General features: G+C 42.9%; 16 protein-coding genes. 10 read left to right on the top strand and 6 right to left on the bottom strand.

The window, feature by feature from the left end:
• Positions 1–7: 7 nt before the first annotated feature.
• Together lpxB and surE are read right to left on the bottom strand one after the other, a co-directional pair.
• A complete protein-coding gene (lpxB, locus tag QYT14_RS06625; protein ID WP_288324556.1) occupies positions 8–1,147 on the bottom strand; it encodes a lipid-A-disaccharide synthase in 1,140 nt (379 codons plus the stop codon).
• Entirely contained in the window at positions 1,144–1,917 is a 774-nt protein-coding gene (gene surE, locus QYT14_RS06620) for a 5'/3'-nucleotidase SurE (RefSeq protein WP_288324555.1), read from the bottom strand. The genes lpxB and surE overlap by 4 nt, the downstream gene beginning before the upstream one ends.
• A gap of 262 nt (positions 1,918–2,179) precedes the next feature.
• Here surE and QYT14_RS06615 point away from each other — a divergent pair, with 262 nt between their 5' ends.
• From QYT14_RS06615 to QYT14_RS06595, 5 genes are all read left to right on the top strand, one after another.
• Positions 2,180–2,947 (top strand): AAA family ATPase, encoded by a 768-nt coding sequence (locus QYT14_RS06615; protein WP_288324554.1) that lies wholly within the window; start codon positions 2,180–2,182, stop codon positions 2,945–2,947.
• Positions 2,948–2,950: 3 nt separating this feature from the next.
• A complete protein-coding gene (locus QYT14_RS06610; protein WP_288324553.1) occupies positions 2,951–3,847 on the top strand; it encodes a ParB/RepB/Spo0J family partition protein in 897 nt (298 codons plus the stop codon).
• A gap of 15 nt (positions 3,848–3,862) precedes the next feature.
• Positions 3,863–4,660 (top strand): DUF5683 domain-containing protein, encoded by a 798-nt coding sequence (locus tag QYT14_RS06605; protein ID WP_237040306.1) that lies wholly within the window; start codon positions 3,863–3,865, stop codon positions 4,658–4,660.
• A gap of 5 nt (positions 4,661–4,665) precedes the next feature.
• Positions 4,666–5,925 carry a lytic transglycosylase domain-containing protein gene (locus tag QYT14_RS06600; protein WP_237040307.1) on the top strand — a complete coding sequence of 420 codons (1,260 nt, stop codon included), beginning with the start codon at positions 4,666–4,668 and terminating at the stop codon, positions 5,923–5,925.
• Between the two features lie 101 nt (positions 5,926–6,026).
• Positions 6,027–8,294 (top strand): RelA/SpoT family protein, encoded by a 2,268-nt coding sequence (locus QYT14_RS06595; RefSeq protein ID WP_288324552.1) that lies wholly within the window; start codon positions 6,027–6,029, stop codon positions 8,292–8,294.
• Between the two features lie 95 nt (positions 8,295–8,389).
• On the opposite strand, the gene QYT14_RS06590 is transcribed toward QYT14_RS06595, so the two are convergent.
• The gene (locus QYT14_RS06590; RefSeq protein ID WP_237040309.1) at positions 8,390–8,737 is read right to left on the bottom strand and encodes a MerR family transcriptional regulator; all 348 of its coding nucleotides are present in this window, start codon (positions 8,735–8,737) and stop codon (positions 8,390–8,392) included.
• A gap of 43 nt (positions 8,738–8,780) precedes the next feature.
• Positions 8,781–9,749 carry a M23 family metallopeptidase gene (locus QYT14_RS06585; RefSeq protein WP_117462461.1) on the bottom strand — a complete coding sequence of 323 codons (969 nt, stop codon included), beginning with the start codon at positions 9,747–9,749 and terminating at the stop codon, positions 8,781–8,783.
• A gap of 133 nt (positions 9,750–9,882) precedes the next feature.
• Here QYT14_RS06585 and alaS point away from each other — a divergent pair, with 133 nt between their 5' ends.
• Entirely contained in the window at positions 9,883–12,501 is a 2,619-nt protein-coding gene (alaS, locus tag QYT14_RS06580) for an alanine--tRNA ligase (protein WP_288324551.1), read from the top strand.
• A gap of 174 nt (positions 12,502–12,675) precedes the next feature.
• Positions 12,676–14,661 carry a RagB/SusD family nutrient uptake outer membrane protein gene (locus QYT14_RS06575; RefSeq protein WP_288324550.1) on the top strand — a complete coding sequence of 662 codons (1,986 nt, stop codon included), beginning with the start codon at positions 12,676–12,678 and terminating at the stop codon, positions 14,659–14,661.
• Between the two features lie 212 nt (positions 14,662–14,873).
• On the opposite strand, the gene QYT14_RS06570 is transcribed toward QYT14_RS06575, so the two are convergent.
• Positions 14,874–16,292, bottom strand: a complete 1,419-nt coding sequence (locus QYT14_RS06570; protein WP_288324549.1) for an AAA family ATPase — start codon at positions 16,290–16,292, stop codon at positions 14,874–14,876.
• A gap of 97 nt (positions 16,293–16,389) precedes the next feature.
• Here QYT14_RS06570 and QYT14_RS06565 point away from each other — a divergent pair, with 97 nt between their 5' ends.
• From QYT14_RS06565 to QYT14_RS06555, 3 genes are read left to right on the top strand one after another with little or no spacing between them, the layout of a single operon-like run.
• The gene (locus QYT14_RS06565) at positions 16,390–17,076 is read left to right on the top strand and encodes a hypothetical protein (RefSeq protein WP_237040315.1); all 687 of its coding nucleotides are present in this window, start codon (positions 16,390–16,392) and stop codon (positions 17,074–17,076) included.
• Positions 17,077–17,078: 2 nt separating this feature from the next.
• A complete protein-coding gene (locus QYT14_RS06560) occupies positions 17,079–17,897 on the top strand; it encodes a DUF3822 family protein (protein WP_288324548.1) in 819 nt (272 codons plus the stop codon).
• Complete coding sequence (locus tag QYT14_RS06555) at positions 17,888–18,445, top strand: RsmD family RNA methyltransferase (protein WP_288324547.1); 558 nt, start codon at positions 17,888–17,890, stop codon at positions 18,443–18,445. Before QYT14_RS06560 ends, QYT14_RS06555 begins: the two co-directional genes overlap by 10 nt.
• Here the strand turns inward: QYT14_RS06555 and cls are convergent.
• On the bottom strand, positions 18,417–19,853 hold the full coding sequence (gene cls / locus QYT14_RS06550; protein ID WP_237040318.1) for a cardiolipin synthase: 1,437 nt from the start codon (positions 19,851–19,853) through the stop codon (positions 18,417–18,419). The genes QYT14_RS06555 and cls overlap by 29 nt on opposite strands.
• Between the last annotated feature and the right edge of the window lie 25 nt (positions 19,854–19,878).

The raw sequence follows: 19,878 nt of genomic DNA, 5'->3' as shown, positions 1-19,878 counted from the left end.
AAAAAGTTTATTTCTTCAATAAAGCCACCATTTGTCGTGCCGCTTGCCGGGAAGCTCCTGCCGGTCCCAATATCTGGATAATACGCTCGTACTCACCCAACATTTGTTCTCTATACACCTTATTATATAAGATAGCCTCGAGTTCTGAACGGATATTCGCAACAGTCATCGTATCAGCAACCAGCTCACGGACAACTTCTTTATCGGCAACCAGATTGACTAATGAAATATATTTCACCTTCAGAATATGCCGGCGCAAAAATGCAATAAACTTTCCAAGAGGAGTATGATAACATACCACCTGTGGCACCCGGAACAATGCCGTTTCCAATGTGGCTGTTCCCGAAGTCACCAATGCCGCCTGTGCCTGCCGCAACAATCGGTAAGTTTGTCCAAAGACTATTTTAACAGGAACTTTCGGATTCAGATATTCTTCATAATAAGAAGGTTCCATACCCGGCGCACCGGCAAGCACCAATTGATAATCCTTTGTAAAGGGTGCGGCCGCCTCCAACATTTTAGGGAGATTATCCTTTATCTCCTGTTTGCGGCTGCCGGCAAGCAGAGCAATAACCGGTTTGTCTGCCAAACCGTTTTCGGCTGCAAAAGCGCCAAAAGTTTCCACATTACCTTTGCAATATTCATCCACCGCATCCACACACGGATTCCCCACATAATGAATAGGATAATGATGCCCTGCAAAAAAATCGACTTCAAACGGAAGAATAGAAAACAGTTCATCCACATCTCGCTTGATGTTCTTTATCCTATATTCTTTCCATGCCCAAATCTTGGGAGAAATATAATAGTAAACAGGTATTTGAGTGTTCTTTTTGATATATTCAGCTATTTTCAAATTAAATCCGGGGTAATCCACCAAAATAACAACATCGGGCTGCCATGCTACAATATCCTCCTGACATTGTTTCATATTACGAAGAATAGTTTGCAAATGCAATAATACGGGAATAAACCCCATATAAGCCAGCTCTTTATAATGCTTTACTCGGCTTCCTCCAACAGCACTCATTTTGTCCCCTCCAAAGAAACGGAAATCTGCGTGAGAATCTTCTTGCTGCAAAGCACGCATCAAATTGGATGCATGCAAATCTCCTGATGCCTCGCCTACTATTAAATAGTATTTCATACGTCTAACTTCCAGTTTTTCAATTCCTTCATTACACTATAAGCCGTAACATCTATCTGTGTAGGCGTGACGGCAACATAACCGTGTTCCAACGCCCAATGGTCAGAATCAACAGCATCAGGCTCATGATTCACAAACTGCCCTGTCAACCAATAATATTCTCCACCTCTGGGATGCTGACAAACTTTCCATTCCTTATCCCAAACACCGGCCGTCTGACGGCAAATACAGACTCCCTTGAATGCTGCGACATCCGGGAAGTTCACGTTCAGACAAATACCGGCCGGTAAACCATGTTCAAGCACTTCTTCCGTTATTCTGCGAATATAAGGCAATAATGCAGAAAAATCAGCATCGGCAAAATGATTACACAAAGAATAACCTATGGACGGAATACCCTTCAAACAACCTTCGATTACCACTCCCATTGTACCGGAGTAATGTACATTCACAGCAGAGTTATCACCATGATTAATTCCACCTATCACCACATCAGGACGACGGGGAACTGCAGTATGCAAAGCCAGTTTCACACAATCAACCGGAGTACCGCTACATTTATATACAGTCAGGTCTTCTTCTTCACGCACTTTATAATATCTGACAGGATACTCCGAAGTAATTGAGCCGGATGCACCGGAACGTGGTCCGTCGGGAGCCATTACAATAATCTCCCCCAATCCGCGCAACGCACGAATCAACTCATTCAACCCCTTGGCAGTCACTCCGTCATCATTAGACAATAATATCAATGGTTTCTCTTTCTTCATATTTATCAAATCTCTATTTTTCTTGGAGCGTAAAGATACAACTCTTTACCCGAACTATCCCCCCTGAGAATAGAAAATTATCTTAATCTTCTACAACCCAGTGCTAAAATTGAAATAGAATTGGCAGGAAATAATTATCTTTGCCCTCGTTGAGTTATTAACAAAACCAATGAGTTATCAACAGTTTTGCTAATGTCTGCCGATTTTAATAGGTGTGCTCATCTATTATTAGTTACTTCGCAGCGAGAAAAAACTGATTAATATGGGAAAAATTATTGCTTTAGCCAATCAAAAGGGTGGAGTAGGTAAAACTACCACCACTATTAACCTGGCTGCTTCTCTGGCTACACTGGAGAAAAAAGTACTGGTTATCGATGCTGACCCTCAGGCCAATGCATCATCAGGATTGGGTGTGAACATTAAAGAGGTAGAATGCTCTATCTATGAATGTCTTATCAACAAAGCCGATATACGGGAAGCAATTTATACCACCGACATCGACGGACTCGACATTGTTTCTTCTCACATCGACCTGGTAGGGGCGGAAATAGAAATGCTGAACTTGGAAGACCGTGAAAAGATAATGAAAAGAGTGCTTAGCCCAATGAAAAACGAATATGACTATATTCTGATAGACTGCTCGCCTTCATTGGGACTCATCACTATAAACGCACTGACTGCGGCAGATTCTGTAATCATCCCCGTGCAGTGTGAATATTTTGCCTTGGAAGGTATCAGCAAATTGCTGAACACCATTAAGATTATTAAATCGAAGCTAAACCCGTCACTGGAAATAGAAGGCTTCTTGCTGACTATGTTCGATTCACGCCTCCGTCTGGCCAACCAGATTTACGATGAAGTGAAAAGACACTTTCAGGAACTGGTATTTAAAACGATTATCCAGCGAAACGTTAAACTGAGCGAAGCTCCCAGCCACGGCATACCTGTCATTCTATATGATACCGACTCAACCGGAGCCAAGAACCATTTAGCGTTAGCACAAGAAATTATAACACGTAACAGTAAGTAAACGATGGCAGTACAGAAGAAATTTGCTTTAGGACGCGGACTTGACGCACTGATTTCGACCGAAGAAGTAAAGACCTCCGGTTCTTCTTCTATTAATGAAATAGAACTGAGCAAAATCTCCGTCAACCCGAACCAGCCGCGTCGCGAATTTGACCCGATAGCGCTTCAGGAGTTGGCTGACTCTATCGCTGAAATCGGTATTATCCAACCTATAACGTTACGTCAACTGAATGAAGACTCTTATCAAATCATCGCCGGGGAGCGTCGTTATCGCGCCTCTGTCCAAGCCGGACTAAGAACAATTCCTGCCTATATCCGCACAGCCGATGACGAAAATGTGATGGAAATGGCATTGATTGAAAACATTCAGCGGGAGGATTTGAATTCATTGGAAATAGCGTTGGCTTATCAGCATTTGTTGGAACAATACGAACTGACACAGGAGCGCCTAAGTGAACGTATCGGCAAGAAACGCACTACGATAGCCAACTATCTCCGTCTGTTAAAACTACCGGCGCAGATTCAGGTAGCTTTAAAGAACCGTGAAATAGATATGGGACACGCCCGGGCATTGCTGGCATTGGATGACCCTAAAACCCAGATACGAATATTTAATGAAATACAGGCACAGGGCTATTCCGTACGCAAAGTGGAAGAGATAGTAAAAGCACTGACAAGCGGTGAAACCATAGACAGCGGCGGCAAGAAAATAAAACCGAAAGGCAGCAAACTTTCGGAGGAGTATACTATCTTGCAAAACCATCTATGCGGTTTCTTCGGCTCAAAAGTACAACTATCATGTACAACTAAAGGAAAAGGCAAAATCAGCATTCCTTTTAATAATGAAGAAGATCTTGAGCGTATCATGGAAATATTTGATTCGCTAAAGAAAAAAGAATAAAGCGCTATTACGACATTGGAAAAAAGAATATCCACATATAAACTACTGTCTCTTTTGCTCTTGTGCTTGTTATGGGCCGGGAGTACGGATGTTTACGCCCAGAAAGCACGTCAACGCCGAATGGGAATACGCGTAGATTCGCTGGCTCTCAGACAGCAAGCAATCACAGACAGTTTGACTACAGACAGTATAACAACCGACAGTCTGGCTATACTGAACAAAAAAGAGATAGAGAAGCTGGAAGCTCCGGTTGACACTGCACTGCTGGCAAAGAAAAACGACTCCATACAAAAAGCCCTGCCGACGGAAAAGAAACGGTTTATCCCCAACTCGAACCGTGCTACATGGCTGGCCTTGATAATCCCGGGAGGAGGACAGATTTACAATAGGAAATATTGGAAATTGCCTATCGTATACGGCGGATTTATGGGATGTGCCTACGCGCTGAGTTGGAACGGCAAGATGTACAAAGATTACTCGCAAGCATACCTTGATATCATGGACGATGACCCCAATACAAAAAGCTATGAAGATTTTCTTCCGCCCAATGCGGACATCTCCGGCCAGGAGGAACGATACAAGGAGATTTTCAGAAAAAGAAAAGACCTCTATCGCCGCCAGCGCGATTTAAGTATATTTGCGTTTATTGGTGTATACCTATTGTCTGTGATAGACGCTTATGTAGATGCCGAACTTTCGGACTTTGATATTTCAAAAGACTTGGGTCTCAAAATAGAGCCTGTTATTTTTAACGATGGCCGCAATAAAATCGGTGGGAACGCAATCGGTTTACAATGCAGCCTCAAATTTTAAATCGCATGAAAAACTTTTTAATTGGCTTATTCGCACTTATAGGAACGACAGGAATCAGTGCACAAACACAAAGCATCACTGTTCACTCACAAACGACAGGAAAAGAAGAAGTTATTGACATCCCTGAAAGTATGCAGTCTGAAATGGACAGCCTATTTTGGGACTGGCAATCAAAGAATTACATCAGTATGGGTGAAAACTGCAAAATGACTTCAGCCAACCCCATTGTCAGTGATTCTATCTACATGGATCGTTTGTCACGTATCCCGTCTATCATAGAAATGCCTTACAATGAAGCTGTTAGAAAGTTTATAGATATGTATGCCAACCGTTTGCGCAATAAGGTGTCTTTCATGTTGGCAGCAACAAACTTCTATATGCCTATTTTTGAAGAAGCGCTTGATTTATATGACCTACCCATGGAATTAAAATATCTTCCTATCATTGAGTCCGCACTAAATCCCGTAGCAGTTTCCCGACAGGGAGCTACCGGCTTGTGGCAGTTCATGCTGGGAACAGGAAAAATATATGGGCTGAAAAACAACAGCCTGATAGACGAAAGACGCGACCCCATCAAATCGACTTGGGCTGCCGCGCGTTATTTAAAGGACCTTTATGCCATCTATCAGGACTGGAACCTTGTATTGGCTGCCTACAATTGTGGTCCGGGCACCATCAATAAAGCAATACGACGTGCCGGCGGTGCAACAGACTATTGGACCATCTATAATTACTTGCCCAAAGAAACCAGAGGATATGTACCTGCTTTTATTGCAGCCAACTATATTATGACCTACTATTGTGAACACGGTATTTGCCCGATGGAAACTCAGCTTCCCTCGACAACCGACACTATCCATATCCATAAAGACCTTCATTTGCAACAAGTGGCAGAAGTCTGCAGCCTCAACATAGACCAATTACGCAGCCTGAATCCACAATATAAAAAGGATATCATTCCCGGCAACAGCGAATTATGCGTACTGCGTCTGCCCAACAATACAGTCAGCAATTTTATCGACCGCCAAGACAGTATCTTTGCGTACAAAACAGACGAATATCTGAAAAAAAGAAAAACCGTAGCTATCAAAGACAATGCCGGTATCCCTACTTCATCCAAAGGAGCTGTATATCATAAAATCAAATCCGGTGACACATTGGGAGGAATTGCAGCCAAATATCATGTTTCCGTCAATCAATTGAGACGCCTCAACAACATAAAAGGTAATAATATCAGAGCCGGAAAATCATTGAGAATACGCTAATTGGTAAAAAAGAAAGATTTAACACGATAGATTTATCGAAATCGCTTGCATAAAGATGTTTTTTGTATATTTTTGCATTATAGATTATATAGGAGGCAATTATGACGGATGAAAAACAACTTCAGGAACAAGCTGACGAAGAGATGATAAACCAAGGGTTTCAGGAACTTTTGGACAGTTATCTCGCGACCAAACATAGAAAGAAGGTAGAGATCATCACAAAGGCATTCAACTTTGCCAAGCAAGCACACAAAGGAGTGAAACGACGCTCGGGTGAGCCTTATATCATGCACCCGATAGCAGTTGCCAAAATTGTGTGTACCGAAATTGGATTAGGCTCTACTTCTATTTGTTCCGCCTTGTTACACGATGTAGTTGAAGATACCGACTACACAGTAGAAGACATTGAAAACCTGTTCGGTCCGAAGATTGCCCAAATCGTAGATGGGTTAACCAAAATCTCCGGTGGCATATTCGGTGACAGAGCTTCGGCACAAGCAGAAAACTTCAAAAAACTGCTGTTGACCATGAGTGATGACATCCGTGTTATCCTTATCAAAATAGCTGACCGACTGCATAATATGCGCACATTGGGCTCAATGTTACCCAACAAGCAATATAAAATAGCCGGTGAGACCTTATATATCTATGCTCCGCTTGCCAATCGCCTTGGGCTTAACAAGATAAAGACCGAATTGGAAGATCTCAGTTTCCGATATGAACATCCCGAAGAATATGCTCAGATTGAAGCGAAACTACAAGAGACACAGGCAGAACGCGAAGAAGTTTTCCGTGAATTTACGGCTCCTATTCGCGCGCGACTGGACAAAATGGGCATCAGTTACCGACTGATGGCGCGAGTCAAGTCTCCTTACTCCATCTGGAACAAGATGCAGACCAAGCATATCACTTTCGAAGAAATTTATGATATACTTGCCGTCCGCATTATCTTCACCCCTAAAGATCCTGAAGAAGAACTCAACGAGTGTTTTAATATATATGTATCAGTCTCCAAGATTTATAAGCCACATCCCGACCGCCTACGTGATTGGGTGAGCCATCCGAAATCCAACGGATATCAGGCTCTGCATGTCACACTGATGAGCAATAAAGGACAGTGGATTGAAGTGCAGATACGCAGTGAACGCATGAACGACGTTGCCGAACAAGGCTTTGCCGCACATTGGAAATATAAAGAAGGAGGAGGCAGTGAAGACGAAGGAGAATTGGAAAAATGGCTGCGTACCATCAAGGAGATTCTGGATGATCCGCAACCGGACGCTATGGATTTTCTAGATACCATCAAATTGAACCTATTCGCATCCGAAATCTTTGTTTTCACCCCGAAAGGAGAAATAAAGACAATGCCGCAAAACTGCACGGCCCTGGACTTTGCATTCTCTATCCACACTTTCTTGGGAAGCCACTGTATCGGTGCTAAGGTGAACCATAAACTGGTACCTCTCAGTCACAAGTTGCAAAGTGGAGACCAGGTGGAAATTCTTACTTCCAAATCACAGCACGTCCAACCGTCATGGATTAACTTTGCTACTACAGCCAAGGCAAAAGCCAAGATTCTAGCCATATTGAAGCGTGAACAACGCGGTATGCAACAAACCGGAGAAGAAATCCTACATGAATTCTTCAATAAAGAAGGGTTGGAACTCACCTCCGACAATATACAGAAACTCTGTACTTTCCACAATGTAAGGACACAAGAAGAGTTGTTTTCCGCTATTGGTTTCAAGACCATTACCCTAGGCGAGAGTGATAAAAATGAATTGAAGGACAAGCCTGCCACCAGCAATTGGAAAAAATACATCTCCTTTGCTTTCGGCGGTAACAAGAGCAATAAAGAAAAAACCGAAGAAAAAGAGCCGATTCAGAAGATTGACAGTAAGAAAATTCTAAAACTTACTCCTGAAGCAATCCAAAAGAACTATGTGATAGCTGAATGCTGTAAACCCATTCCAGGAGATGATGTATTGGGATATATTGATGACGATAATCGAATCATCATTCACAAACGTCAATGTCCCTTAGCTACCAAACTGAAAAGCAGCTATGGCAACAGACTTCTGGCTGTCCAATGGGAGACAGGCAAATCTTTATATTTTCCTGTTAATCTATATATCAAAGGAATAGACCACATAGGGCTGCTGAATAAAGTCACAGAAATAATCTCCCAGCAACTGAACGTAAATATTCATAAGTTGAATATAGAAACAAACGATGGTATCTTTGAAGGAAGAATCCAATTGTTTGTACATGATGTGGATGACGTAAAAACCATCTCTACCAACTTACGGAGAATCAGTGAAGTGAAGACAGTAACCCGCATCGAAAAGTTTGAAGACTTACCTAATTAAGCGTTGCGTAATATCATATTTTCGTCACTGTAGGGGCGTAAGCCTACGTCCCTACAGTGATGGATAATAACAACAGTTTGATAAATGCAGGGGCATTATGTCAGATAATCCAATTCTTTCCGCATACTTGCCAATTCCTCGCGCACAAGCAACAAACGGTCAAGAATCTCCGTTGCACGGATAGACGTATCCTTACTTACCTTCAATTTCTGTTTAGCTCCCTGAAGCGTAAGTCCTTTCTCCTTCACCAAATGATACACCAAACGAATGTTCTCAATATCCTCTTTACGATACTGACGTACATTCCCCCCCGCCTTTTTAGGAGTGATGAATGGAAATTCCTTCTCCCAAAAACGCAACAGCGATTCGTTTACATTAAACATCTTTGCTACCTCACCTATTGAGTAGTAAAGCTTCAGTTCCTTATTCGGATTATATGCCATTTTATCAACTATTTATTTAGAGCAAACATACTGAAGATATAGATTAGTCGAAGACCTTACCATGATTGGCAGCTATCTGAACCATCTTATCATAATCTTCCGCACTCAAATCCATGAAATAATAATTCACCGGATTTTGTACTTTACCCTTCACATGCACCTCATAATGCAAATGAGGCCCCGTGCTCTTTCCTGTATTCCCCACTTCGCCAATCACCTCGCCACGCACCACTTTCTGACCCGGACGAACCTTATATTTACTCAGATGTGCATACCAAGTCACATAACCAAACCCGTGATCAACCTGAATTAAGTTTCCATAACCAGTCTCCCACCCTGCCTTTATCACCTTACCGTCTCCGGTGGCATATACCGGCGTACCGATATTGGCAGAAAAGTCCATTCCGGCGTGAAACTTAGGCGTATTGTAAATAGGGTCGATACGTGTTCCGTATCCCGAAGCTGTCTTCTTCAAATCCTTATTGGATACCGGCATAATGGCCGGAATACACTTTAACATTTCATCATGTCCCTTGCACAAGTCCACCACCTCATCAAAAGACTTCGACTGAATATAAAGTTGGCGATTCAGCATATCCATCTTTTGAGTGGTATTCATCACCAGTTCGGCATTTGCCATATCCATCAACTGCTCGTAACGGTTCGTTCCTCCATAACCTGCTTTGCGAATCGCATCCGAAACAGGATCGGCTTGCAACACCACCCGATACAAGTTGTCATCACGCTGCTGGATATCCTGCATCACTCCCAACGCCTCATCCAAACGATGAGACAATACGTTATACTGCGCCAGCAAACGTGCATTCTCTATACGAAGTTCCTTTTCGGAAGGTGAACCGAAGATGAACAATAAAATAATAAAACTGCCTGCTCCCAGGCCCATGCCCACAAACAAACGGCGTAAGATGCTTATGGCGCGTTGCCTCACTGTGGGGTAAATGCGGTCGTAAGTTCGGGTTTTAGGATTATAAATATAGTAGACTTTACGCATCTATTTCTGCTTTTTGAAGTTTTTAATGCACAACACATCAATATTTTGCACAATTATTGTCGACAAAAATAATAAAACCAATTATCTTTGCAAATCCTTTTTGAGAATATTAACTAGAAGACTATATAGCGACATGATGACAGCTAAAGAAATTAGAGATTCTTTCAAAAGCTTTTTCGAGTCGAAAGGACACCAGATTGTTCCGTCGGCTCCAATGGTCATTAAAGATGACCCCACATTGATGTTCACCAATGCAGGTATGAACCAGTTCAAAGACATTATTTTGGGCAACCACCCTGCCAAGAACAAAAGAGTGGCGGACTCACAGAAATGTTTGCGCGTAAGCGGAAAACACAATGATTTGGAGGAAGTAGGACACGACACCTATCATCACACCATGTTCGAAATGCTAGGCAACTGGTCTTTCGGAGATTACTTCAAGAAAGAAGCCATCAGTTGGGCATGGGAATATCTGGTAGATGTGTTGAAGATAGACCCTAAAGACTTGTATGCCACCGTATTCGAAGGAAGCCCCGAAGAAGGCTTGGAACGCGATAACGAGGCAGCCGGATATTGGGAACAGTTCTTACCGAAAGACCATATCCTGAACGGAAACAAGCACGATAACTTTTGGGAAATGGGTGATACAGGACCTTGCGGTCCCTGTTCCGAAATCCATATCGACTCACGCTCGGAAGAAGAAAAGGCTCAAATCCCCGGCAGCCAACTGGTAAACAAGGATCATCCGCAAGTAATTGAAATCTGGAACCTTGTATTCATGCAGTTCAACCGCAAGGCTGACGGTTCATTGGAAGGACTTCCCGCTAAGGTGATTGATACCGGTATGGGATTCGAACGTCTGGTTCGTACCCTCCAAGGCAAGACTTCAAATTACGATACCGATGTATTCCAGCCCATCATCAAAGCAATTGCTGAAATGGCAGGCACTACATACGGTAAAGATACTCAGACAGATATCGCTATGCGTGTTATTGCCGACCACATCCGTACCATTGCATTCTCTATCACCGACGGCCAGTTGCCCAGCAATGCCAAGGCAGGTTATGTGATTCGCCGTATTCTGCGCCGTGCCGTTCGCTACGGTTATACTTTCTTAGGCCAGAAACAGGCATTCATGTACAAGCTGTTGCCCGTACTGATTGAGAACATGGGCGAGGCTTATCCCGAACTGAACGCACAAAAGACACTGATAGAGAAAGTAATCAAAGAAGAAGAAGAATCATTCCTACGCACACTGGAAACCGGAATCCGCCTGTTGGACAAGACCATGACTGACGCCAAGGCTGCCGGAAAGAAGGAAATCAGCGGTGTGGATGCTTTCACCCTTTATGATACTTTCGGTTTCCCACTCGACTTGACTGAATTGATCCTTCGCGAAAACGGCATGACCGTAAACGAAGAAGAGTTCAATGCAGAGATGCAGAAACAAAAAGAACGTGCACGCAACGCGGCCGCTATTGAAACAGGTGACTGGATTACTGTAAAAGAAGGCGAAACCAACTTTGTAGGTTACGACTTTACCGAATACGAAACCAGCATCCTGCGTTACCGTCAGGTAAAACAGAAGAACCAGACACTTTACCAGATTGTATTGAGCGATACTCCGTTCTATGCAGAAAGTGGTGGTCAGGTAGGCGACACCGGTGTTATTGTAAGCGAATTCGAGACAATCGAAATCATCGATACCAAGAAAGAGAACAATCTGCCTATCCATATAACCAAGAAATTACCCGAACATATCGAAGCTCCGATGATGGCGTGTGTAGATGCAGAGAAACGTGCCGCTTCAGCAGCCAACCACTCTTGTACTCACTTGCTGGACGAAGCATTGCGCCAAGTTCTGGGTACTCACGTAGAACAGAAAGGTTCTTTGGTGACTCCGGAGTCTTTGCGTTTCGACTTCTCTCACTTCCAGAAAGTGACAGACGAACAACTTCGCGAAGTAGAACATTTGGTTAATGCCAAGATTCGTGAAAACGTTCCTTTGACCGAATACCGTAACCTGCCCATCGAGAAAGCAAAAGAACTGGGTGCTATCGCCTTGTTCGGTGAAAAGTATGGCGATGAAGTACGCGTTGTTCAGTTCGGCAACTCTATCGAGTTCTGCGGAGGTACTCACGTATCGGCTACCGGAAAGATTGGTATGGTTCGCATTGTGAGCGAAAGTTCTGTTGCAGCCGGCGTGCGTCGTATCGAAGCCATCACCGGTGCTAAAGTAGAAGAGTTGATGGATACCGTTCAAGATACGCTGAACGACCTGAAAGCTTTGTTCAACAATGCTCCCGACCTGAAAGTCGCTATCCGTAAGTATATTGACGAAAATGCCGGTTTGAAGAAACAGGTAGACGAGTTCATGAAAGAAAAAGCTGCTGAGGTGAAAGCCAAATTAGTAGCCAACGCCAAGGAAGTGAACGGTGTGAAAGTAGTAAAAGCCGTTATCCCGATGTCTGCCGATGTAGTGAAAGATATCGCATTCCAGTTGAAAGGTGAAATTCCCGCCAACCTGTTTGTGGTTATCGGTAGCGTAGACAATAACAAACCGATGCTGACAGTGATGATTAGCGATGATTTGGTGAAAGCCGGACAGAATGCGGGCAAGTTGGTGCGCGAAGCTGCCAAATTGATTCAGGGCGGCGGCGGCGGTCAGCCTCATTTTGCAACTGCCGGTGGTAAGAATGCCGATGGTTTGAATGCTGCGGTTGATAAAGTTATTGAATTGGCAGCACTGTAATCCAACAGGAATCCGTCCATATTTAAATATAATGAGTATCCCGGTATTTGGCTGAAAAGCCAATACCGGGACTTTTTTAATTGAAAGATAATCCGATATTTCTCTTGCTATATGCACAAAACTTATTATCTTTGAAAGTATTCATTTACTAACAACACAAAACATATAAATAATATGATGAAAAAGCAGTACTCACACTTAGCCCTATTCTTTTTGCTTTGTATCTTCGCTGCATGCAGTGACAATAAAAACGATGACATTCCCGAACCGGATCCGGCTCCAGACCCCACTCCCACTATGACTTATCATGTGGAAGGCTATGCTGAATTGGGCGCTTTCAACCACAACAGCACGATAACGGTGTTTCCATTAGACAAAAGTTTGGCACACATTGAAAAGTTTCAATATAGCAACGAAGCTAAGACCGACTATGGTCTTTTCTCTGTAGTGGACAATATGTCGCTTAATGAAAGCCTTTACTTTGAAGTGCAAGTGACCGGCAACTTTTTTAACGGAACCAAAGGGCGGTATTCAGAACACAAAACCACATTGCGCGCCATCAACCATTTGGAAAATCACAACAGTGAAAAAAGAAGTATCAACCGATATATAAAACTTCCGGCTACCAATGTCAATATATTCACCCAACTGACGGCAGCCCGCATCTGTAACCTCCTAAAAAAGAATCCGGATTATGATAAAATGATTCCGACGTCACTCGAAATCTATAAAAAGGCATCGGAACAAGCTCTGAAAGAAATGTTTACCGCTTTCAGCATTAGCGACATATATGTGTCTATGCTCAGCGTTGTCCCGACGCAAACTTCTTTCAGCCAATACAATGACCCGTCCTCCATAATGGCTGCCGTTTCTAACATTCTCCTAACATCGGTAGACGAAGAGTTCCTAGATGATTTCTTTAAAGAATGGGATAAAGACTTTGCTTCAGACGGCCGCATTGACAATGAAGACATAAAAGAAAGCATCCGTTACGGACAACAGAATATGAAATATTCCAGCATACATGAACAACTGGATTCTTTCTACAAAGCTTATAACTTCAAAAACGATTTTCCGGAATTCTGGCGGTTTGTAGACCGGAATGGAGACGGAAGACTTGATGAACAAGACAAACCGGATGATTTTGAAATAACCGAAGAAGGATTTACTCCATCCCGGCAACAATGCATCCAGTTATTGGAACAGGTCAATAAATATCTCCGTGACTTTCTGCAAACAGAGTGTGTATGGGAAGCCAACTTCTGTGGCGTCATCGGCCCTATTCCCGATTATCCCACTACTTTAGTTCCCGATGATAACGAAGTGTACGAAATATGGACTGCCGCCTATGCAACAATCAGGCAATGTAACTATATGATTCACGTATTAACAAGCAAAGCATATGGTTATGAAGTAGAACCCTATGTAGGGACCGCCTATGCCATTCAGTCTTTGGTATATCAAAGCCTCACGCAACTGTTTGGAGACGTACCCTACGTCACTCCCGACAATTTTAATGATATCAATCATGAAAGCGACTTAACACGTACTCCGGTCAAACTTATCTATGCCAAGCAACTGGAAGCTTTAGAGAAATATGCAAATTCATTACCACAGACTGCCACACAATCCCAGCCGGAAAGCAATCCGGTTTCCTTTGCCGCCGCCCAATTGCTTATGGCAACAATGTATGCGGAGATAAAAGACTATGGCAATGCGTCCAAGCATTTTGAGAAAATAGACGACAACACGTATCTTAGCGCCAATCTATGGAAAGTCAACAATAACAAGTCTTCGATGCTTAACAAGCCGCTTTACAGAATGTATTTCAATGGACCTTATCATCTCATCTATCGCATTGCGAACCAAAATGCATTGCGTGTGGAATTATTGCTGGCAAACAACCAAGTGGCTGAGGCTTCCAATGCCCTGAAGATATTTGATGGCAACTGGGAAGGCAGTGATAAAGCCGACGAAATAAAAGCCCATTTATTGGATAAAGGAATTAACATAATGGGACAAACTTTCGGGTGCTTCTCTTTCCTCAAACGCCTAGGAGCAGCAAAAGAGTTTCTTAAAATAGAAGATTACCAACTTCTGTTGCCGATTCCTTCAAAAGTAGCTGAAACACCCAATATTACACAAAACCCGGGATATTAATGAAACCATAAAGACAGGGCACAACGGAGGTGTGTCAAAACTAAAGCGGGCTATTATTTTGTCATCCTGAGCACCAGTGAAGGATCTGTTTGCAATTACTTTGTGTATACAGATTCTTCGCTTTTGCTCAGAATGACAGGCTAATTGATAGCGATACCGGAGTCTTAACACACCCTCACGTGACATTTGCCTTTAGTGGTACGGTAATTCCTCTATTCGGTTTGCTCCTTCGGCCAGTTCACCAGATACAGAGTTTCGGTGGCACGGGTAAAAGCAGTATAAAGCCAGCGAAAATAATCGGGCGTAAGCATATCCTCCGTCATATAGCCTTGGTCAAGGAAAACACGCTTCCATTGGCCACCTTGCGCTTTATGGCATGTCACCGCATAAGCATATTTCACCTGCAAAGCATTATAATGAGGATCAGCCTTCATTTTCTTCATTCTCTCCCGCTTCATGCTGATATCGGCATAATCCTCCAACACTGTATAGAATAACTTATCATTCAGTTCTTTAGGCAGAGCAGGAGTATCGGTATGAAGAGTATCAAGCAATAACTTAACCTCCAATTCCACACCATCATAATCAGGAAAAGCCAACACTACATCTGCAAAACGAAAACCATACGCTTCACGAACCCGACGCACACGGCGTACCACAGCAATATCGCCATTCGCAATAAAGTCTATCTCTTTGCACTGCTCCGTCCAGAAATAATTATTCTTTGCCACCATCAGTAAATCACCACTGTTCAATTCATCCTCACGATAAAGAATAGTGTTGCGAATCCCCCTGTTATAAACATTAGCCCGCTTGTTGGAACGGCAAACCACAATGGTTTCATCCATTCCCGCATAATCATAGCTGTCATTGATTGCCTCTATCAGTTCATTCCCCGGAACAATACGAATATCCGGGAATCCTTCGACATGAATGGGAGGAAGCGCGAAGAATTCTTCTTCCGAAATATAACGGCGCAATTCCGTAGCGTTCCACAGGATACCCGAATCATGCGTCTGGCGAACCACCTCGGTGAGTTGTGTCTCGTACACTTCCAGCCCATACCCCTTCAAGATATCGGGAGAAAGAGCCGGACTCTGTTCTTCACCCACCGGAGGAAGCTGCGCCGTATCACCAATCAACATCAACCTACAACCGGTTCCGGCATACACATACTGAATAAGGTCATCCAAAAGACGTCCCGTTCCGAAAGCCGCCCCCGACAAACCGTCATTAGCTATCATGGATGCCTCATCGACAATAAACAAAGTCTGCTGATGCAGATTGTCATCCAAAGAAAAGTTATCCATGTCATTGGAGTAGCTGCGCTGACGGTAAATCTTCTTATGAATCGTGAAAGCGGAATGCCCGGCATAATGTGAAAATACTTTTGCAGCTCTACCGGTGGGAGCCAGCAAAACACACTTCTGTTGCAACTGGTCCAAAGTTTTGACCAACGCCCCGATGAGAGACGTCTTTCCGGTTCCGGCATACCCCTTTAAGAGGAAAACCGAATCCTGTTGGCGGGAAAAAAGAAAATCTGCTAAAGATTTAACAGCTTTTTCTTGCTCTAAAGTTGGTTTATATAGAAAATTTCCCTTAATTTGCTGCACTAAAGAATTATTAATCATAATTGCGTAATAAAAAGTTCCCTGAACTGTGCGTTATTAGATTTATTTATTTTATTTTTGCGATGCGAATATAAACTAAAAAAAACACATATTTATCATGAAAACAGTTATTAATATTGTATTGGCTGCCTGCGTTATCGGTTTGGTATATGTATGCTATGGTAGCATCGTGGGACCGATTAACTTTGACAACACTAAAAAGGCTAGAGAGAAGGAAGTAAAAGCTCGCTTGATTGACATCCGTAAAGCGCAGTTGGAATACCGTAACCTACATTCAGGTGCATATACTGCCAGCTTTGATACTTTGATTGATTTTGTTAAAACCGCAAAACTTCCGTTCGTAAAGAAAGAAGGAGTTTTATCTGATGCTCAGTTGGAAGCCGGTATGACTGAAAAGAAGGCTATGGCTATTATCAATAAGGCCAAGAAGACAGGTAACTGGAAAGAAGTAGAAAAAGAAGGTTTGATGAACTTCAAACGTGATACAATGTGGGTAGCTGTAACCGATACTATTTATGGTGCAGGTTTCAACCCAGACTCTATGAGATATGTACCCTTCGGAAACGGTGCACAGTTTGAAATGGCTATCCGTAACGATACAACCAAATCAGGTGCTCCTTTGCACTTATTCCAGGCACAGACTCCATACGAAACATATCTGAGCGGTTTGAACGCACAGGAATTGGCTAACTTGAAAGACCTTCAAAGCAAACTTGGCAAATACTGTGGTTTGAGAGTTGGTGATATCGAACAGCCTAACAACAACGCAGGTAACTGGGAATAAGAATGACTGAACGTATCGATTTTACTAAATCGGAACAATATACATTATCCATCCGCCTCAGTGCGGATGGATTTTCTTTTTCTATCTACAATCCGTTAGGAGATAGCGACTTCAGCTTCGACTCCTATCCGGTCAATACCTTCTGTTCCATGACTGCCAATATCAAAGAAATGCTGGCAAGCACAGAAGCATTAAAGTATCCTTATAAACGGATAAACATTTTGGTAGACTCTCCCCGATCCACTCCGGTTCCTTTTGATTTATTCGAGGACGAACAGATGGATGCATTATTTTATCATAATTTTCCAAAGGCCAATAATGAGATTGTGCTAGGCAATGTGCTAGGCAAAAGTAATGTGGTGATTCTGTTTGCCATGGACAAGCATGCCCACCAATTATTGACAGAACACTTTCCCACCGCCCGTTTCTTCTCGACGGTCAGTCCGCTGACAGAATACTTTGCGCAAAAAAGCAGACTAGGCAACAGTAAAAAGCTCTATGCCCACGTCCGCGAACATCTGATAGAAGTATACTGCTATGACAAGGGAAAATTATTATTAATAAACTCATTCCCCTGCAAACAAACGGCCGACCGTGTGTATTACCTATTATATATATGGCAACAGCTGGGCTACAACCAAGAAAAAGATGAATTACAAGTGACCGGAAAATTTAAAGATAAGGAAGAATTGCTGACCGACCTGCGCAAGTATCTGCGCCAAGTATTTGTTATCAATCCGAAAGCTGAGTTCAACCGTTCTGAGATAAGCAAAATTGAAGATATACCTTTTGATATGCAAACTCTAATCTTATGCGAGTAATTAGTGGAATATACAAACGGCGCCGATTTGACGTACCCAACAGTTTCAAAGCACGCCCGACAACAGACTTTGCAAAAGAGAATCTGTTTAACGTGCTAAGTAATAACTATTTCGACTTTGAAGACGGAGTAACCGCACTCGATCTTTTTGCCGGAACAGGAAGTATCAGCATCGAGTTAGTCTCTCGCGGTTGCGACAAAGTAATCTCGGTAGAAAAAGACCCTCAACACTTGTCCTTCATATCTCAAGTAATGCGTGAAGTAAAAACCGACAAGTGTTTTCCTGTCCGTGCCGATGTCTTTAAATTCATTGAGAAATGCAGCGAACAATTCGATTTCATTTTTGCTGATCCACCCTATGCATTAAAAGATCTGCAAAGCATTCCCGGCCGTATTTTCGAAAACGGACTGCTGAAGGAAGACGGATTGCTGGTACTGGAACACGGAAAAGATCAAAACTTTGAGGATAATCCTCATTTCATCGAACGCCGCATATATGGCAGTGTCAATTTCTCCTTCTTTAGAGCAACGGTGCCAGAAGCCGAATAGTAGATTCTTGTACCTTTTGATACCACGGACGCTTCATCCATTGTTTTCTCTGCAATAGGAAAGCGTCCTTTTGGTCTTTCAAGAAAATCTCTTTCAAGGTGAATGCAGAAGTACGGTCATACATAAAAGCATTGACCTCAAAGTTATGTTCAAAGCTTCGGAAATCCATATTGGTGGAACCAACCGTAGAAAGAATATCGTCACTCACCATCAATTTGGAATGAAGGAATCCCTTCTGGTAAAGATATATCTTAACACCGGCACGCATCATATCATCCAAATAAGAAAGAGAAGCCAAATGAGTCAACCGCGTATCAGCACGTTCCGGTATCATGATACGAATGTCTACACCCGCAAGAGCAGCCGTTTTCAAAGCCATCAATATAGGTTCGGTAGGCAGCAGATAAGGAGTCTGGATATAAAAATATTTGCGTGAACTGCTGATGGCTATCAACAGACCCTGCATGATGTCCCGCCACTCTCCCACCGGATCTGAAGTCACAATCTGTACCAAAGCATTACCATAACTCTCCATCTCGGGGAAATAACGGGAAGAAGTAATCAGAGTACGATCCACCACATACCAGTCTGTCAGGAACGCCGTCTGCAATCCATACACAGCTTTCCCTTCTATCTTAATATGAGTATCACGCCAAATTCCCCATTGGAAGCCCTTCATGTAACGCAAAGCTATGTTCATCCCTCCCGTGAAGGCAACCTTCCCATCAATCACCACTATCTTACGATGATTACGATAATTCACCTTACTCGTAAAAACCGGGAAACGGACTTTCAGAAAGCTGCGTGCCTCAATGCCGGCACCTCTCATTTCATCATAAAAGAGATGGGGAACTTTCCAGCATCCTACATCATCATACAACAGACGGATTTCAACTCCTTCACGAGCCTTGTCAATCAATAAATCACGCAACAACCTGCCCACAGAGTCATCTTCGAATATATAAAACTCCAAATGAATATGATGCTTCGCTTTACTGATTGCCTTCATCAACGATTGCAGCATGGACAGTCCGTCGGTATAGACTTCCGTCTTGTTGCCTTCAAAAGGCAAAGCATTGTTCACATTTCTAAAGAAACGCATTAGTTGGTGCTGGTCTTCGGGACATTTAAACGCCTTCTGCGCCTGATATTCTGCCATCGGACGCTTAATCAAGCGGGTAAACCCTTTACGACCAATCAGTTTCTCCTTACGTGTGCTCCTACCGAAGAAGAAATAAAAAACAAGTCCGACTATCGGCAGAAAAAAGAGCACAAGCACCCAGGCCATTGTTTTAACCGGATTACGATTATCAAGCACCACTATCATAATAGTGCCAATGATAATTATAAAGTAAAGCAGGTTAAAGGCAACAGTAAATATCTCATTGAATATGCTCCATTCTATCATAGCTCTGATTTACACATTAGCAAAC

It is taken from the genome of uncultured Phocaeicola sp., assembly GCF_948499155.1.
Classification (GTDB): domain Bacteria; phylum Bacteroidota; class Bacteroidia; order Bacteroidales; family Bacteroidaceae; genus Phocaeicola; species Phocaeicola faecalis.
Note: the sequence above shows the minus strand (reverse complement) of the source record. Positions and strands in the feature narration are given on the sequence as shown.

Excerpts from the sequence above, each read along its gene's own strand:
- QYT14_RS06600 (WP_237040307.1), top strand. The coding sequence starts at position 4,666 with ATGAAAAACTTTTTAATTGGCTTATTCGCACTTATAGGAACGACAGGA.
- QYT14_RS06610 (WP_288324553.1), top strand. The coding sequence starts at position 2,951 with ATGGCAGTACAGAAGAAATTTGCTTTAGGACGCGGACTTGACGCACTG.
- cls (WP_237040318.1), bottom strand. The coding sequence starts at position 19,853 with ATGATAGAATGGAGCATATTCAATGAGATATTTACTGTTGCCTTTAAC.
- surE (WP_288324555.1), bottom strand. The coding sequence starts at position 1,917 with ATGAAGAAAGAGAAACCATTGATATTATTGTCTAATGATGACGGAGTG.
- QYT14_RS06575 (WP_288324550.1), top strand. The coding sequence starts at position 12,676 with ATGATGAAAAAGCAGTACTCACACTTAGCCCTATTCTTTTTGCTTTGT.
- QYT14_RS06555 (WP_288324547.1), top strand. The coding sequence starts at position 17,888 with ATGCGAGTAATTAGTGGAATATACAAACGGCGCCGATTTGACGTACCC.
- QYT14_RS06615 (WP_288324554.1), top strand. The coding sequence starts at position 2,180 with ATGGGAAAAATTATTGCTTTAGCCAATCAAAAGGGTGGAGTAGGTAAA.
- QYT14_RS06590 (WP_237040309.1), bottom strand. The coding sequence starts at position 8,737 with ATGGCATATAATCCGAATAAGGAACTGAAGCTTTACTACTCAATAGGT.
- alaS (WP_288324551.1), top strand. The coding sequence starts at position 9,883 with ATGATGACAGCTAAAGAAATTAGAGATTCTTTCAAAAGCTTTTTCGAG.
- QYT14_RS06565 (WP_237040315.1), top strand. The coding sequence starts at position 16,390 with ATGAAAACAGTTATTAATATTGTATTGGCTGCCTGCGTTATCGGTTTG.
- QYT14_RS06570 (WP_288324549.1), bottom strand. The coding sequence starts at position 16,292 with ATGATTAATAATTCTTTAGTGCAGCAAATTAAGGGAAATTTTCTATAT.
- lpxB (WP_288324556.1), bottom strand. The coding sequence starts at position 1,147 with ATGAAATACTATTTAATAGTAGGCGAGGCATCAGGAGATTTGCATGCA.
- QYT14_RS06595 (WP_288324552.1), top strand. The coding sequence starts at position 6,027 with ATGACGGATGAAAAACAACTTCAGGAACAAGCTGACGAAGAGATGATA.
- QYT14_RS06585 (WP_117462461.1), bottom strand. The coding sequence starts at position 9,749 with ATGCGTAAAGTCTACTATATTTATAATCCTAAAACCCGAACTTACGAC.
- QYT14_RS06560 (WP_288324548.1), top strand. The coding sequence starts at position 17,079 with ATGACTGAACGTATCGATTTTACTAAATCGGAACAATATACATTATCC.